This is a genomic window from Microbacterium sp. NPDC079176 (assembly GCF_040686675.1).
GTDB lineage: Bacteria > Actinomycetota > Actinomycetes > Actinomycetales > Microbacteriaceae > Microbacterium.
Genome location: NZ_JBFBLM010000004.1, coordinates 1 through 17,300, shown reverse-complemented (window position 1 = coordinate 17,300; position 17,300 = coordinate 1). Strand labels below are relative to the sequence as shown.

The following is a 17,300-nucleotide window of genomic DNA, read 5'->3' as shown; positions in this document are numbered from 1 at the left end:
AGGCACCCCGGATCCGGGCACGAAGAAGGCCCCGGGCGAATCGCCCGGGGCCTTCTCACTCACTCACTCGATCAGTTGTACGTACCCGGCGTGATGTCGTCCGTCGAGAACGCGTCGAAGTCGACGTAACCGAAGTCGCCGTCGGCGTACGCACCGTCGGATGCGAAGATCCGGTTCGGGTAGCGCTCGCTCTTGGCTTCCTCCGTCGCCTCGACCGTGACGTCGCGGTACTTCGAGAGACCGGTTCCGGCGGGGATGAGCTTTCCGATGATGACGTTCTCCTTGAGACCGACCAGCGGGTCGCGCTTGCCCTCCATGGCGGCCTGCGTGAGAACGCGGGTCGTCTCCTGGAAGGAAGCGGCCGACAGCCACGACTCGGTCGCGAGCGACGCCTTCGTGATACCCATCAGCTCCGGACGGCCGGACGCGGGGCGCTTGCCCTCTGCCACAGCCTCGCGGTTGATCGCCTGGTAGCGCTTGAGGTCGACCATCTCACCCGGGAGCAGGGTCGTGTCGGCGTGATCGACGACGGTGACCTTGCGGAGCATCTGACGGACGATGACCTCGATGTGCTTGTCGTGGATCGGCACACCCTGCGAGCGGTAGACACCCTGGACGCCGCCGACGAGGTAACGCTGCACCTCGCGGGCACCCATGACGCGCATGACCTCCTTGGGGTCGAGCGTTCCGACCAGGAGAGGCTGACCGACCGTGACGTGCTGACCGTCCTCGACCAGAAGCGTCGCACGCTTCAGGACCGGGTAGATCACTTCCTCGTCACCGTTGTCGGGCGTCAGGATGACCTTCTTGGCCTTGTCCGTCTCGTCGATCGTGATGCGGCCATCGGCCTCGGCGATCGGCGATGCGGCCTTCGGGGTGCGAGCCTCGAAGAGCTCCTGCACGCGGGGCAGACCCTGCGTGATGTCATCTGCCGACGCCGAACCACCGGTGTGGAACGTACGCATCGTCAGCTGGGTACCGGGCTCACCGATCGACTGTGCCGCGATGATGCCGACGGCCTCGCCGATGTCGACGGTCTTACCCGTCGCGAGCGAACGGCCGTAGCACTGCGCGCAGACACCGACGGCGGAGTCGCAGGTGAGGACCGAGCGCACCTTGATGCTCTCGACACCGAGACCGACCAGCTTGTCGATGAGAACGTCACCCACGTCGTCGCCGGCAGAGGCGAGGACCTCGCCCTTGCTGTCGACCACGTCGGAGGCCAGCGTACGAGCGAACACCGAGTTCTCGACGTTCGCGTCGCGCACGAGCTCACCCTGCGAGTTCGGAGCGGCGATCGGGAGCTCGAGGCCCTTCGACGTGCCGCAGTCCTCTTCGCGGATGATGACGTCCTGCGAGACATCCACCAGACGACGGGTCAGGTAACCCGAGTCGGCGGTACGCAGAGCGGTGTCGGCGAGACCCTTACGGGTACCGTGCGTCGCGATGAAGTACTCCGCAACCGACAGACCCTCGCGGTACGAGGAGATGATCGGACGCGGGATGATCTCACCCTTGGGGTTGTTCACCAGACCACGCATACCGGCGATGTTCCGGATCTGCAGCCAGTTACCACGAGCACCCGACGACACCATGCGGTTGATGGTGTTGTCCTCGGGGAAGTTGGCCTTCATCGCAGCCTGGACCTCGTCGGTCGCCTCGGTCCAGATCTTGATGAGCTCCTGACGACGCTCGACGTCGGTCGTGAGGCCCTTCTCGTACTGGGACTGGACCTTCGCGGCCTGCTTCTCGTAGCCCGCGACGATCTCAGCCTTGTTCGGCGGCGTGAGGATGTCGCTCAGGGCGACGGTCACACCCGAGCGCGTGGCCCAGTAGAAACCGGCGTCCTTGATGCGGTCCAGCGACGCAGCCGTCTCGACCTTGGGGTACTCCTCGGCCAGCTTGTTGACGATCTGCGACAGCTTGTTCTTGTCAGCCTGCTCGCGGACGAACGGGTATCCCTTGGGCAGCGTGTCGTTGAAGATCGCCTGACCGAGCGATGCGTCGACGAGACCGTGACGCTCGTAGCCCTCGGGAGCTTCGCCCTCGAGGAACGTGAGACCCGGGATGCGGATGCGGACCTTGGCCTGCAGGTCGAGGGTTCCCTCGTCCTTCGCCAGGATCGCCTCGCCCACCGAACCGAATGCACGACCCTCACCGGCTGCGCCCGCCTTGACCGTGGTCAGGTGGTGCAGACCGATGATCATGTCCTGCGAAGGCAGGGTGACCGGGCGTCCGTCGGACGGCTTCAGGATGTTGTTCGACGCGAGCATGAGCACGCGGGCCTCGGCCTGAGCCTCGACCGACAGCGGCAGGTGGACAGCCATCTGGTCACCGTCGAAGTCGGCGTTGAACGCCGCGCAGACGAGCGGGTGCAGCTGGATGGCCTTGCCCTCGACGAGCTGAGGCTCGAAGGCCTGGATGCCGAGACGGTGCAGCGTGGGCGCACGGTTGAGCAGCACCGGACGCTCGCGGATGATCTCCTCGAGCACGTCCCAGACCTCGGGACGCGTGCGCTCGACGGCGCGCTTGGCCGCCTTGATGTTCTGCGAGTGACCGAGGTCGATCAGGCGCTTGATGACGAACGGCTTGAAGAGCTCCAGAGCCATCTGCTTGGGCAGACCGCACTGGTGCAGCTTCAGCTGCGGGCCGACGATGATGACCGAACGGCCCGAGTAGTCGACGCGCTTGCCGAGCAGGTTCTGGCGGAAACGACCCTGCTTACCCTTCAGCATGTCGCTGAGGGACTTCAGGGCACGGTTACCGGTACCGGTGACGGGACGACCACGGCGACCGTTGTCGAACAGTGCGTCGACGGCCTCCTGCAGCATCCGCTTCTCGTTGTTGACGATGATCTCGGGAGCACCGAGGTCGATCAGACGACGAAGACGGTTGTTGCGGTTGATCACACGACGGTAGAGGTCGTTGAGGTCGGAGGTCGCGAAGCGGCCACCGTCGAGCTGCACCATCGGGCGCAGCTCCGGCGGGATCACCGGAACGACGTCGAGGACCATGGCGGCCGGGCTCATGCCGGTCTCCAGGAACGAGTTGACGACCTTCAGACGCTTGATCGCGCGGATCTTGCGCTGGCCCTTGCCCTCGGAGATCTGCAGGTGCAGGCTCTCCGCCTCGGCTGCCAGGTCGAACGCCGCGAGGCGACGCTGGATCGACTCGGCGCCCATGTAGGCCTCGAAGTACTGACCGAAGCGGTCCTGGAGCTCGTGGAAGACATCGTCCTCGGGACGCAGTGCGCCGACCTCGAGCGTGCGGAAGTCCTCCCACACGCGCTCGAGCTTGGCGATCGCCTCGTCGGCACCCTTGCGGATGAGCGACATCTCCTTCTCGGCGGCGTCCTTGACCTTCTTCTTCGCGTCGGCCTTGGCGCCCTCCGCCTCGAGGGAAGCGAGCTCCTCCTCCAGGCGAGCCAGGCGCTCGGCGATCTTCGCGTCGCGGCGGTCTCCGAGCGTCTTCAGCTCGAGACGGATGTTGTTCTCCTGCGTGCCCAGGTCGCGGTGACGAGCATCCTCGTCGACCGAGATGACCATGTAGGCGGCGAAGTAGATGACCTTCTCGAGGTCCTTCGGCGCCATGTCGAGCAGGTACCCGAGACGCGAGGGAACACCCTTGAAGTACCAGATGTGGGTGACGGGAGCGGCGAGCTCGATGTGACCCATGCGCTCACGACGGACCGAGGACTTGGTGACCTCGACGCCGCAGCGCTCGCAGACGATGCCCTTGAAGCGGACACGCTTGTACTTGCCGCAGGCGCACTCCCAGTCGCGGGACGGGCCGAAGATCTGCTCTCCGAAGAGACCGTCCTTCTCCGGCTTCAGGGTGCGGTAGTTGATGGTTTCAGGCTTCTTGACCTCGCCGTAGGACCAGGCGCGGATGTGGTCCGCGGTGGCCAGGCCGATGCGAAGCTCATCGAAAGTGTTTGACTCGAGCACAAATTCTCCTGTGTAGGAATTCTTCTGAAGAAATCGGGGAGGTGGGCCGCCGACCGGGCGTGACGCGCGGTCGGCGGCCTGGACCTTAGATCTCGTCGATCGAGGCGGCCTCGAAGCGGCTGGAGATGTTGATGCCGAGTTCCTCCGCAGCGCGGAAGGCCTCGTCGTCGGTGTCACGCAGGTTGACGAGCGTGCCGTCTGCCGAGAGGACCTCGACGTTCAGGCAGAGCGACTGCATCTCCTTCATGAGCACCTTGAAGGACTCGGGGATGCCGGGCTCCTGGATGTTCTCGCCCTTGACGATCGCCTCGTACACCTTGACGCGGCCGAGGATGTCGTCGGACTTGATCGTGAGGAGCTCCTGGAGCGCGTATGCGGCGCCGTAGGCCTCGAGGGCCCACACCTCCATCTCACCGAATCGCTGGCCACCGAACTGCGCCTTACCACCGAGCGGCTGCTGGGTGATCATCGAGTACGGACCCGTCGAGCGTGCGTGGATCTTGTCGTCGACCAGGTGGTGCAGCTTCAGGATGTACATGTAGCCCACCGAGATCGGCGCCGGGAACGGCTCACCGGAGCGGCCGTCGAACAGCTGCGTCTTTCCGGTCGAGTCGATCAGGCGGATGCCGTCACGGGTCGGGGTGGTCGCGTCGAGGAGACCGGAGATCTCCTCCTCGCTCGCACCGTCGAACACCGGGGTCGCGACCTTGGTGCCGGGGGCAGCCTCGAACGCGTCCTTGGGGAGTCGCGCAGCCCACTCCGGGGTGCCTTCGACCTTCCAGCCCTGCTTCGCGATCCACCCGAGGTGGGTCTCGAGCACCTGGCCGAAGTTCATTCGACCGGGGATGCCCAGCGGGTTCAGGACGATGTCGACCGGGGTTCCGTCCGCGAGGAACGGCATGTCCTCGATCGGGAGGATCTTGGCGATGACACCCTTGTTGCCGTGACGACCGGCGAGCTTGTCACCCTCGGTGATCTTGCGCTTCTGGGCGATGTAGACCACGACGCGGCGGTTGACACCGGAGCCGAGCTCGTCGTCGCCGTCCTCGGCGTTGAACTCCTTGACGGCGATGATCGTGCCCTGCTCGCCGTGGGGCACCTTGAGAGAGGTGTCACGGACTTCGCGGCTCTTCTCGTTGAAGATCGCGCGGAGCAGACGCTCTTCCGCCGACAGCTCGGTCTCGCCCTTCGGCGTGACCTTGCCGACGAGGATGTCACCGGGGCGGACCTCGGCACCGATGCGGATGATGCCGCGCTCGTCGAGATCCTTCAGGAGCTCGGGGCTGACGTTGGGGAGGTCACGGGTGATCTCCTCCTTGCCGAGCTTCGTGTCGCGCGCGTCGACCTCGTACTCCTCGATGTGGATCGAGGAGAGGGTGTCGTCCTTGACCAGGTCCTGGCTCAGGATGATCGCGTCCTCGAAGTTGTAGCCCTCCCACGTCATGAACGCGACGAGGAGGTTCTTTCCGAGTGCCAGTTCGCCGTTCTCGGTGGCGGGGCCATCGGCGATGACCTCTCCGACCTCGACGCGGTCGCCCTCGTTGACGACGACCTTCTGGTTGTACGACGTGCCCTGGTTCGAGCGGTCGAACTTGCGCAGGTGGTAGTCCTGCGTTCCACCCTCGTCGAGCATGACGGTGACGCGGTCTGCGGAGACCTCGGTGACGACACCCGGCTTCTCAGCCGTGAGCACGTCGCCGGCGTCGATGGCCGTGTAGCCCTCCATACCGGTTCCGACGAGCGGCGAGTCGCTGCGGAGCAGCGGCACAGCCTGACGCTGCATGTTGGCGCCCATGAGTGCGCGCTGTGCGTCGTCGTGCTCGAGGAAGGGCACGAGCGAGGTCGCGACCGACACCATCTGGCGCGGCGAGACGTCGATGTAGCCGATCTCCTCCGGAAGGAAGAGGTCCACCTCACCGCTACCGCCCTTGGGGCGCGCGAGGACGTGGCTCTCGCGGAAGCGACCGTTCTTGTCGAGCGGGGCGTTCGCCTGCGCGATGTTGAAGTCGACCTCTTCGGAAGCGGTCAGGTAATCGATGTGCTCGGTGACGACGCCACCCTCGACCTTGCGGTACGGGGTCTCGATGAAACCGAACGAGTTGATGCGCGCGAACGTCGCGAGAGCACCGATCAGACCGATGTTCGGGCCTTCAGGGGTCTCGATGGGGCACATGCGGCCGTAGTGCGACGGGTGGACGTCACGGACCTCGACGCCTGCGCGGTCACGGCTCAGACCACCGGGGCCGAGAGCCGAGAGGCGGCGCTTGTTGGTCAGACCCGCGAGCGGGTTGTTCTGGTCCATGAACTGCGACAGCTGCGAGGTTCCGAAGAACTCCTTGATCGCGGCGACGACGGGGCGCACGTTGATCAGGGTCTGCGGCGTGATCGCCTCGATGTCCTGCGTGGTCATGCGCTCGCGGACGACGCGCTCCATGCGGGACAGACCGGTGCGGACCTGGTTCTGGATCAGCTCGCCGACCGCGCGGATGCGACGGTTGCCGAAGTTGTCGATGTCATCGGTCGCGATGCGGATGTCGGCCTTCTTGCCCGAGCGGATGCCGGGGAAGGTCTCTTCCGTGCCTGCGTGCAGACGCACGAGGTACTTGATCGTCGCGACGATGTCCTGAACCGTGAGGACCGAGTCGGTCAGCGGAGCGTCGAGACCGAGCTTGTGGTTGATCTTGTAACGACCCACCTTCGCGAGGTCGTAGCGCTTCGGGTTGAAGTAGAAGTTGTCGAGGAGCGCGCGGGCGGCCTCGGCGGCGACCTGCTCGCCCGGACGCAGCTTGCGGTAGATGTCGCGGAGCGCATCTTCCTTCGTGACGATCGTGTCCTTCGCGAGCGTCTCCTCGATCGAGGTGTAGCCGGCGAACTCCGTGAGGATCTCCTCGCTGGTCATGCCCAGCGCCTTGAGGAACACGGTGACCGACTGCTTGCGCTTGCGGTCGACGCGCACGCCGACCTGGTCGCGCTTGTCGATCTCGAACTCGAGCCATGCACCACGGCTCGGGATGACGCGAGCCGACACGATGTCCTTATCGGACGTCTTGTCGGGGGTCTTGTCGAAGTACACACCGGGCGAACGCACGAGCTGCGAGACGACGACGCGCTCGGAGCCGTTGATGATGAACGTTCCCTTGTCGGTCTGCAGCGGGAAGTCGCCCATGAAGACCGTCTGGGTCTTGATCTCACCCGTGAGGTGGTTCATGAACTCGGCCTCGACGTACAGCGGAGCGGCGTACGTCTTGCCGCGCTCCTTGCACTCCTCGATCGAGTACTTCTCCGGCTCGAGGTAAGGGTTGGTGAACGACAGCTGCATCGTCTCGCCGAGGTCCTCGATCGGAGAGATCTCCTCGAAGATCTCGCCGAGACCGCTGTTCTCGTTCACGTCGGTGCGGCCGGCCTTCTTGGCCTCTGCGACTCGAGCCTTCCAGGCGTCGTTGCCGACGAGCCATCCGAAGGATTCCGTCTGCAGAGCGAGAAGGTCAGGGACCGTCAGCGTGTCGGAGATCTTGGCGAACGAAAGACGGGAAGCTCCGCGTCCGTTCTTGGTGGTGGTGGATGTGGATGCGTTGCGAGCAGCAGCCAAGGGAATAACCTCCGTGAGCCCCGCAGGGCTTCTCGATTCCTTTGTCGTCAGGTGGAGTGTGCGCTCAAAGACTCAACGAAATGCCGACCACCATATGAGGGCACGGAGAAGCGAGCGCAACTACCAACTATACGCGCGATCTTGCGACATGGCAAGCGCAATCCTTGACCTTCTTCGGATGCTGCGGTAATGGCACCCGGAAGCGTCGTCCGTCGACCCGGTGCGCCCGCCCCGGAGCTCGCGCTCGGGGCGGGCGCACCGTCGTCGTCAGGAGGCGATGTTGAGTTCGTTCCCCGGGATCGACGCCAGCAGACGTCGCGTGTACGGGTCTCGAGGATTCGTGAAGATCTCCTCCGAGGATGCCGCCTCGACGAGCGAGCCGTCCTTCATCACGCACACGTAGTCGCTGATCAGGCGGACCACGGCGAGGTCGTGGGAGATGAAGAGATAGCTGAGTCCGTACTCGGTCTGCAGGTCGCCCAGCAGGTTCAGGATCTGATCCTGCACGAGGACGTCGAGCGCTGACACGGGTTCGTCGCACACGATCAGCTCGGGCGAGAGCGCGAGCGCACGGGCGATCGCGACACGCTGACGCTGACCGCCGGACAGCTCGGACGGATACCGGCGCAGCATCGACTGCGGCAGCGCCACGTCGTCGAGCAGCTGCCGGACGCGCTTGCGCCGATCGGCGCCGCTCCCCCGCTTGTAGAAGTCCAGCGGCTCGGAGATGAGGCGCTCGATGGTGAACATCGGATTCAGGCTCGAGTACGGATCCTGGAAGATCGGCTGCACCTTCTGCCGGAAGTCCCGGGTCTCCGCACGGGTGAGCGAGGAGACGTCCTTTCCCTCGTAGCGGATGAGACCGCTCGTCGGCTCGATGATCTTCAGCAGCATCCGCGCGGTCGTCGTCTTGCCCGAACCGGACTCGCCCACGATCGCCACCGTCTCGCCGCGCGGGATGGCGAGCGACACGTCGTCCACGGCGACGAAGTCCTCTTTCTGCCCACGGACCGGATAGACCTTGGTGAGGTTCTCGATCTCGACGATGTTGTCCGCTGTCGGCAGGGCGAGCGCGCTCGAGGCATCCTCGGCTGCGTTCGGATCGGACGGACGCTCCTCGGCGTGGAACGCCTCCGGGCGCAGACGCGCGGCAGCCACCGACGGCGCCGCCTGCACGAGCGACTGCGTGTAGGGGTGCTGCGGATTCTCGAGGATCTGCTTCGCCGGCCCTTGCTCGACCACCTTGCCGCGGTGCATCACGATGACGCGCTCGGCACGCTCGGCCGCGAGTCCCAGATCGTGCGTGATGAGCAGCACGGCGGTGCCGAGCTCGCGCGTCATGTCGCCGATCTGGTCGAGGATCGTCTGCTGCACCGTCACGTCGAGCGCGCTCGTCGGCTCGTCCGCGATCAGCAGGCGCGGTTTGCACGCCAGGCCGATCGCGATCAGCGCGCGCTGGCGCATGCCGCCGGAGAACTCGTGCGGGTACTGCTTCGCGCGTTTCTCGGGATCCGGCAGTCCGGCTGCTGTCAGCGCCTCGACGACCTTCTGCTGCACGTTCTGCCTGGTGGCGAGTCCGTGGGCGAGCAGGGTCTCGGCGACCTGGGTGCCGATCTTCGCGACCGGATTCAGGTTCGACATGGGGTCCTGCGGCACGAGGCCGATGTCGCGCCCGCGGATGGTGCGCAGCTCGCTCTCGGGAGCGCGGGTGATGTCCTTGCCGTCGAGGCGGATGCTGCCGCCGGCGACGCGCCCGCCACCGGCGAGCAGCCCGATGATGGCCATGGCAGTCGTCGACTTGCCCGACCCGGACTCCCCCACGATCGCGACGGTCTGGCCCGGCGCGATCTCGAGGTCGACTCCCTCGACGGCGTGCACGACGCCGTCCATGGTGGCGAAGTCGACCGCCAGCCCTTTGACGGACAGCAGCGGAGCGTCCGTGGTCCGTGTCTCTTTCGCAGCGTTCATCGTGCTCTCGTCCTCGGGTCCATGGCCTCGCGCAGGGCTTCACCGAACAGGGTGAAGCCGAGCGCGGTGACCGCGATGCAGATGCCGGGCAGGAATGCCAGCCATGGCGCGATGGCCAGCTCGGCCTGGGCGTAGGTGAGCATGCGGCCCCACTCGGCCGTCTCGGGACGACCGCCGCCGAGACCGAGGAACGACAGCGCCGCCGCATCGATCACCGCCGTCGCGAGCGTGAGCGTGCCCTGTACGATGACAGGTCCGATGGCGTTCGGCAGCACATGCGACATGGTGATCTGCCCGCGACCGAGCCCCAGCGTCTGGGCCGAGAGCACGTAGTCGCTCGATCGCTGCTGCAGCATCGACGCCCGCAGGAGGCGGGCGAAGATCGGAACCTGGGATGCTCCGATGGCGATCATCACCGCGAAGGGCGTCTGACCCAGGATCGCGGCGATCGAGACCGCCAGCAGCAGGTTCGGCACCGACAGGATGATGTCGACGATGCGCATGATGAGGGTGTCGACCCATCCGCCGAATGTGCCGGCGAGGAGTCCGAGGATCATTCCGCCGACCAGACCGAGCGCGGTCGAGATCACACCGATCAGCAGCGACGCCTGCGCGCCCCAGATGAGCTTGGAGAGCACATCGCCGCCGAAGCGGTCGAGCCCGAGGGGGAACTCCGGCAGCTCCCCCGGACCGGGGATGTGCGTCGGCGTGATGTACTTCGCGCCGGGCAACGCCGTCTCGGGGTACGGGGCGAGCAATGGCGCGAGCACCGAGACGAGGACGAACACCAGCACGATGCCGGCGCCGATCCAGGCCGTCGGGTTGCGGCGGAGGCGGCGGAACACGTCGCGCCAGAACCCCCCGGGCCCCTCTTTGAGGCCGGCCTGATTCACGGCGACCGTGTCGACGACCGAGCCGCTCGCCGCGGACGGTCCCTGCGCGGGTGGGAGCGAGATGGTCATGACGCCACCCCCTTTCGGAGAACGAGACGGATCATCACTGCACCCGCACTCTCGGATCGATGAAGCTGTACGACACGTCGACGGCCAGGTTGATCAGCGCGTAGGCGATCGCGATGAAGATGATGAACCCCTGCAGCACGGGGAAGTCCCGTGTGAAGATCGCCCTCGCGAGGAAGGACCCGATGCCGGGGAACGCGAAGACGGTCTCGGTGAGCACTGCCCCCGAGATCAGGAGCCCGGTCTGCAGACCGATCGTCGTGATCACCGGCAGCATCGCGTTGCGGAGGATGAAGCGACTGCGCAGCGTCGACGAGCCGACGCCCTTCGCCCGCCCCGTCCGCACGTAGTCCGCGTTCTGCACTTCGAGCACGCTCGCCCTGGTGATGCGGACGATGATCGCGAGCGGGATGGTGCCGAGCGCGAGTGCCGGGAGCACCAGGTGCATGAGGGCATCCCAGGAGGCGTCGAACTCGCCGGTGATGATGCCGTCCCACACATAGAACCCCGTCGGATGGGTGGCGTCTATTCGTGGATTCTGCCTGCCGTCCGACGGCAGCCAGCCGAGCTGCACGGCGAACACGTACTTGAGGATGAAGGCGAGGAAGAACACCGGGATGGTGATGCCGATGAGACTCAGCACGACCGACGCGTGGTCGGTGAACTTGCCGTGGCGGCGAGCGGCCCAGTATCCGAGCGGGATGCCCACGCCGACCGCGAAGATGAGCGCGACGACGCTCAGCTCGATCGTGGCCGGGAATCGGCGGAAGAACTCCTCCGTGACCGGCCGGTTGGTCTGGATCGATGTGCCGAAGTCGCCCTGCAGCAGGCGGCCGACCCAGATGAAGTACTGCTCGATGATGGGCTTGTTGAAGCCGTAGAGCTCGTTGACCCTCTCGATGGCCTCGGGTGTCGCCTTCTCGCCGAGAAGCGCGACGGCCGGGCCGCCGGGGAGGGCCCTGACCCAGGCGAACAGCAGGATGCTGAGGCCGATCAGGGTGGGGATGAGGAAAAGCAGTCGTCTGCCGATGGTGCGCAGCAAGAGGTCTCCGTTGATCAGAAGGTACGCCGGGCCCGGGTCCCCGCGGCGAGCGCGGGGACCCGGGTGGGCAACTCAGTCGGTCAGACCTACTCGGTGAGGACGATGTCCGTGAAGACCTCGTCGTTCACCGGGCTGGCGGGGTAGCTCTCGACACGCGGGTCGAACGCCAGTGTGGGCGCCGGGTGCGCGAGCGGGACACCGGGGATGAACTGCGCGACCATCTCGTTGATCTCCTCGTAGAGGGCCGTCTGGTCCTCGAGGTTGGAGACGCCGCGAGCCTCGTTGAGCTTCTGGAACAGCTCCGGGTTGTCGAAGCCCCACTCGGAGCTCTGCTGCCCGAAGAAGACGCCGACGAAGTTGTCCGTGTCGTTGTAGTCACCGGTCCAGCCGAGCAGGTGGATGCCGTGGTCCGACGTGCCGGTGGTGCGGTCGAGGTACTCGACCCACTCCTCCGAGACCGGGGTGGTCTCGACGCCGACCTCGGCGAGCTGCGACGAGAGGACCGTGAAGATCTGCTCGGGGTCCGGCATGTAGGGACGCGAGACGTTGACGGGGTAGTTGAAGGTCAGCTTCAGCGGGTTGGCCTCGTCGTAGCCGGCCTCCGCCAGCAGCTCCTTGGCCTTCTCGGGGTCGTAGTCGTAGGTCGTGACATCGGGGTTGTAGCCGTTGACGGTGTCGGGCACGAACTCGATCGCCTTCTCGGTGCCCTCGGGCAGGACCTGGCTGATCAGGGCATCCTTGTCGACCGCGTACGAGAGCGCCTCGCGGACCTTCGGGTCCTGCAGCTCAGGGAGCGCCTGGTTGAACGCGAGGTACAGGATCGTGAACGGAGGACGGGAGACCATGGTGAAGCCGTCGTCCTCGAGTGCCTGCGTGTCGGCCGGACCGACGAGGTCGTAGCCGTCGATGGAGCCGGACTCGAGAGCCTGACGACGCGCGGTCGGGTCGTCGATCGTGCGGAAGATGATCTCGTCGATCTGACCCGCCTCGCCCCAGTAGTCGTCGTACGCCTTGAGCGAGACCTGCTCGCCCGGCGCCCACTCGTCGAACTGGTACGGGCCGGTGCCGACCGGGTGCCCCATCGCGTACTCCGAGAGGACGGGTGCCTCGGCCGAGCCGCTGACCTCGTCAGCACCGAACTCCTGCAGGGCCGAAGGGCTCTGCATGGAGAAGGACGGCAGCGACAGCGACGCCACGAACCCTGCGAACGGCTTGTTCAGGTCGATCGTCACGGAGTAGTCGCCGTCGGGGGTGCAGGACTTGTAGACGGCGTCAGCCGGGTTCTCCGCGTAGCCCTTGAAGAGCTTGTTGTAGTAGTAGCCGAACGCCTCGGAGGCCGCGAGGCCGGTCCAGTTGAACCAGCGGTCGAAGTTCGCGCATACGGCTTCGGCGTTGAACGGCGTGCCGTCGTGGAAGGTCACGTCCTCCTTCAGCGTGAAGGTGTGGCTCATGCCGTCTTCGGACGATTCCCATGACTCGGCCAGCAGCGGTGCCGGGTCGGCCGTGCCGGGCTCGGTGCCGACGAGGCCCTCGAAGATCTGACGCGAGACGCGGAAGCTCTCGCCGTCCTGGGCGAACGCCGGGTCGAGGCTCGCGGGGTCGGAGGACGCCGCGAACACGAAGGTTCCGTCGACATCGCCGGACGCCTCTCCGCCGTCGTCGCCGCGCTCGCTGGCGACGCATCCTGAGAGGACCATCGCGGCGACTGCCGCTCCGGTGACGGCGATGAGACCTCGCCGACGCATGACTGAGTGGTGCATTGTGTGACCTTCCTGTCGAGCGCTGCTGTGCGCGTTCCGAAGACATCGTCGACTTCGGAAACGGTGATTCCTTGAAACTACCCAGTGCGCAGACCGATGCCAAACACCTGCAGGTTTCATTCCTGTTACGGATGTCCGGGGGTGTGGCCGATCCGGTAATCTCCAGAGCGTGCCCGACACGTCTCCCCTCGCCGTCTGCGTCGGCGAGGGCCTCGTCTCCTTCGTCCCGGCCATCGCCGCGCCCCTCGAGGACGTGCGGACGTTCCACCGCTCGCTCGCCGGAGCGGAGTGGAACACGGCGATCGCACTGGCCTCGGCCGGCATCCGCACCGCCGTCGTCTCCCGTGTGGGCGACGACGGGTTCGGGCGCTTCCTCGCCGCCGAGCTGCGCCGGCACGAGGTCGACGACTCCGCCGTGGAGATCGACGCCGAGGCGCCCACCGGCCTCTACGTCAAGGAGCTGTCACCGCGTCCGGACGGCTCCGTCGACGGGACCATGCACTACTACCGCTCGGGCTCCGCGGCCGCGGCCCTGTCGCCGGCGACGCTCGACTCCGACGCGGCATCCGCGCTGCTGTCACAGGCCGCCCTCGTGCACACCTCGGGGATCACGCCTGCTCTCTCGGACACCGCCCACGCAGCGCAGAACGCCCTCTTCGATGCGCCGCGCGACGGGCGGCTGCTCAGCTTCGACGTGAACTGGCGACCTGCGCTGTGGCGCGGGCGACAGGACGAGGGGCGCGCGGTGATCGCGGACTACGTCCGCCGCGCCGACATCGCGTTCTGCACACGCCCCGACGCCGAGGCGGTCTTCGGCACCGGCGAGCCCGATCGACTGCGCGAGCTGTTCCCCGAACCGAGGTATCTGCTGGCCACGAGTCCAGACGGCGCTGTGGCCTTCGACGGCGCCGAGCGCACCGACAGCAGGTCGCTCGATGTCCCCGTCGTGGAGTCCATCGGCGCCGGAGATGCGTTCGCCGCCGGATTCCTGGCCGGCGTCCTGTCGGGACTCTCGCTCACCGGCAGCCTCGCTCGCGCGCACCGGATCGCGACCAGGGCACTGGTCAGCACCCGAGACCACATCGACTGATCAGCGGCGCTGTTCCTGCCGGTCGCCACGGGCACCGGTGACGGTCGACGGGTATCTCATCGCCTGCCTCTAGCGACGTCGACGCGGCGCCGCAGCGTCGTGCGTCAGCTGCAGCGGGATGACCACGGGTTCACCCCGGTGCTGGACGACCCGGACGAAGAGGATGTCGACCAGCGCCAGCTGCGCGATGCGGCTCGACATCGCGGCCATGCGGAACGGCGACTCCTGCGCGTAGGTGATCAGCGAGACGTCTGCGGCGAGCGCGAGCGTCGAGTCGGGCGCGCTGGTGATGGCCACCGACAAGGCGCCCGCATCTCTGGCGATCTCGACAGCCCGGACGACCTCCTGCGTCTCGCCCCCGTGGGAGAACGCGATGACGACGTCCTCCGGGGTCCGCAGCGACGCCGTCGTGAGGGCGAGGTGCGGATCGGCGGAGTGCGCGACCGAGCACCCGATGCGCGCGAGCTTCTGCTGAAGGTCCTGAGCGGTCAACGACGATGCGGCCTGCCCGAACAGATCGACGTGGCGCGCCGCCACGACGGCCCTGGCGACGCGGTCGAGCGCGTCGGCGTCCAGTCCGAGCGCCGTCTTCTCGATCGCGTCGATCTCCTGTGCCGCGAGCTTCGCAGCGATGGCGGACGGCTCGTCATCGGGATCGATCGCCGTGGTGTCGAGGCCGAAGCGCGCCTGCTGCGCCTGGGCGAGCGTGATCGTGCGGGCGACCGCGACCCGCAGCTCCCGGTATCCGCTGAAGCCGAGCGACTGCGCGAAGCGAGCCACGGTCGACAGCGATGTGTGACAGAGCTGGGCGAGGTCGTTGATGGCGAGGTCGACGACGAGCGTGGGGTCTCCGAGGATCGTCTCCGCGACCCGTGCTTCTGCAGCACTCAGTCGGGGAACGGATCGGCGCACCAGCGCGAGAACATCGGCGTCCACGGTGTCATCCTGCCTCAGTCGGCGGCACCTGCGCTGTCGGGCGACGGATCGGCGCGGCGCGACGAGCCCCCGATCAGTCGATCTCTGGCGGCCTGGGCTCCGATCCGGCTCGCGGATCCGACCTCCACGAGCGCGAGGGGCAGAGGCTGCCGTGCCGCGAGTCCGACGTTGACCACGACCGCGTCGGGATCACGCAGAGCGGCGCGCTCGACGAGCGCACGCTGCCCGTCGTCGGTGTCTGGACGATCCAGGAGGACGACCGTCAGTCCGTCTGCGGCGACAGCCGCGTCGAGAGCCCCATCCTGCTCGTCGATCGTCGTCCGTGCGACGTCGACGCGCACGCGATGACCGTCTGCCGCCAGAGTCTCAGCCACGTACGCCGACGCGCTGTCGACCGCGAGCGTCGAACGTCGACGAGCATCGACGACGGCGAGCGCCTCGGCATCGCGCGCCACTCCTGTGATCGCGCGTCGGACGATGTCCGATCCGTCGTAGTCGACGGGAGTCGCAGTCTCGGCACGGACGCTCAGGGTCTGAGCCAGGCGGGAGACCCTCCCGGCCGCTTCGGCGAGTCGCTCGCGAGAGAGTGAGCCGTCGTCCACCGCCGCGAGGATCCCGTCGCGCGCGGCGAGGAAGTCTCGACGGTCCTGGTCGGGGAGCGTGGCCTCACCGCGGTTCGTCGGGTTGCCGATGCACAGCAGATCCGCTCCGGCCGCGAGGGCCCGCGCGGCGCCTTCGCCGATGCCGACGGTCTCGCGGATGGCCGCCATGTCGAGGGCATCCGTGATGATCACGCCGTCGAAGCCCCAGCCGCGGAGCAGCCCGAGCACTCGGGGGTTCAGCGTCGCCGGCTCGGCGCCCCAGGCGGGAACGACGATGTGCGCGGTCATGACGGCGTCGACACCTGCGGCCACCGCCGCGCGGAACGGCTCGAGGTGCACGCGCTCGAAATCCTCGATCCCCAGCGAGATCTCGGGCAGTGCGTGGTGCGAGTCGGTGTGCGTGTCACCGTGCCCCGGGAAGTGCTTGACGCACGCCGCGACCGCCGTGCTCTGCAGGCCCTCCACGGCCGCCTGCACGTGTCGGGCGACGAGCTTCTGGTCGCTGCCGAAGGAACGGACGCCGATCACAGGATTCCGCGGATCGGTGTTCACATCCGCGACGGGACCGAGCACGACGTTGCCGCCGATCGCGGCCACTCGTCGAGCCAGCTCGGCACCCGATGCCCGCGTCGCCTCGACGTCGTCGACGATGCCCAGCTGAGCCGCCCCCGGAAGCGTGGAGCCGGCTGCGGACTCGAGGCGTGTGACGTTGCCGCCCTCCTCGTCGATCCCGATCAGCGCGTCCGGATTGGCCCGGAGGATCTCGTCGCTCAGAGCCGGAAGTCCCTCGCCGACGTTCTGACTGAAGTACACGACACCCGCGAGGCCGTCGCGCAGCTCGTCGAGAAGCCATTCGGGGGCCTCCGTGCCGAGGAACCCCGGCCAGAGCACCCCGTTGGCGAGGCGGACGAGGTCGTCGGTCATCCCTTCACCGCTCCCGCGACCATGCCGGCCGAGAGACGACGCTGCACGATCACGAAGAACACCATCACCGGGATCGTGATGATCGTCGACGCGGCCATGATGCTGCCCCAGTCGTTGGAGTGCAGGCCGAAGAACGACTTCAGTCCGATCGAGACCGTGTACTGGTCGGTCGCGCTGCCGAGGATCGTCATGGCGAAGATGAATTCGTTCCAGGCCGTGATGAAGCTGAAGATGCTGGTCGCGACGAGACCGGGCATCACCAGCGGCAGCAGGATCGAGCGGAACATCCGCCACCAGCTGGCGCCGTCGATGTACGCGGCCTCCTCGAGCTCGACGGGCACGGCGGCGACGAATCCGCGCAGCATCCAGATCCCGAACGCCAGCGAGAGCGCGACGTACACGACCATCAGGCCGAGGATGCTGTTGAGCAGCCCGAGGCTCTTGACCTGCAGGAAGAGCGGGATGACGAGGGCCTCGAGCGGA

At 66.8% G+C, this 17,300-nt stretch carries 10 protein-coding genes; 1 reads left to right on the top strand and 9 read right to left on the bottom strand.

Features of this window, described 5'->3' with window-relative positions:
• Positions 1 to 71: 71 nt before the first annotated feature.
• The 6 genes from rpoC to AB0P11_RS10500 all read right to left on the bottom strand — a co-directional run bounded on the left by rpoC (position 72) and on the right by AB0P11_RS10500 (position 13,265).
• Positions 72 to 3,947 (bottom strand): DNA-directed RNA polymerase subunit beta', encoded by a 3,876-nt coding sequence (rpoC, locus tag AB0P11_RS10525; RefSeq protein WP_053098902.1) that lies wholly within the window; start codon positions 3,945 to 3,947, stop codon positions 72 to 74.
• 85 nt (positions 3,948 to 4,032) lie between these two features.
• Positions 4,033 to 7,536 (bottom strand): DNA-directed RNA polymerase subunit beta, encoded by a 3,504-nt coding sequence (locus tag AB0P11_RS10520; RefSeq protein WP_053098901.1) that lies wholly within the window; start codon positions 7,534 to 7,536, stop codon positions 4,033 to 4,035.
• A 267-nt stretch (positions 7,537 to 7,803) separates the two neighbouring features.
• The gene (locus AB0P11_RS10515; protein ID WP_363521813.1) at positions 7,804 to 9,504 is read right to left on the bottom strand and encodes an ABC transporter ATP-binding protein; all 1,701 of its coding nucleotides are present in this window, start codon (positions 9,502 to 9,504) and stop codon (positions 7,804 to 7,806) included.
• Positions 9,501 to 10,466 (bottom strand): ABC transporter permease, encoded by a 966-nt coding sequence (locus AB0P11_RS10510; RefSeq protein ID WP_053098899.1) that lies wholly within the window; start codon positions 10,464 to 10,466, stop codon positions 9,501 to 9,503. The genes AB0P11_RS10515 and AB0P11_RS10510 overlap by 4 nt, the downstream gene beginning before the upstream one ends.
• Before the next feature lie 34 nt (positions 10,467 to 10,500).
• Positions 10,501 to 11,505 (bottom strand): ABC transporter permease, encoded by a 1,005-nt coding sequence (locus AB0P11_RS10505; protein WP_187250015.1) that lies wholly within the window; start codon positions 11,503 to 11,505, stop codon positions 10,501 to 10,503.
• Between the two features lie 86 nt (positions 11,506 to 11,591).
• Complete coding sequence (locus AB0P11_RS10500; RefSeq protein ID WP_053098897.1) at positions 11,592 to 13,265, bottom strand: ABC transporter substrate-binding protein; 1,674 nt, start codon at positions 13,263 to 13,265, stop codon at positions 11,592 to 11,594.
• 169 nt (positions 13,266 to 13,434) lie between these two features.
• Here AB0P11_RS10500 and AB0P11_RS10495 point away from each other — a divergent pair, with 169 nt between their 5' ends.
• Positions 13,435 to 14,355: a sugar kinase gene (locus tag AB0P11_RS10495; protein WP_363521808.1), complete on the top strand. Its 921-nt coding sequence runs from the start codon at positions 13,435 to 13,437 to the stop codon at positions 14,353 to 14,355.
• A 69-nt stretch (positions 14,356 to 14,424) separates the two neighbouring features.
• Here the strand turns inward: AB0P11_RS10495 and AB0P11_RS10490 are convergent, their stop codons facing one another.
• From AB0P11_RS10490 to AB0P11_RS10480, 3 genes are all read right to left on the bottom strand, one after another.
• Positions 14,425 to 15,291, bottom strand: coding sequence for a MurR/RpiR family transcriptional regulator (locus tag AB0P11_RS10490; RefSeq protein WP_056277179.1), 867 nt, complete (start codon positions 15,289 to 15,291; stop codon positions 14,425 to 14,427).
• A gap of 14 nt (positions 15,292 to 15,305) precedes the next feature.
• Positions 15,306 to 16,817, bottom strand: coding sequence for a glycoside hydrolase family 3 N-terminal domain-containing protein (locus AB0P11_RS10485; protein ID WP_363521805.1), 1,512 nt, complete (start codon positions 16,815 to 16,817; stop codon positions 15,306 to 15,308).
• Positions 16,814 to 17,300 (bottom strand): carbohydrate ABC transporter permease (locus AB0P11_RS10480; RefSeq protein WP_363521802.1); only part of this gene is annotated, 487 nt, incomplete at its 5' end. The genes AB0P11_RS10485 and AB0P11_RS10480, both read right to left, overlap by 4 nt.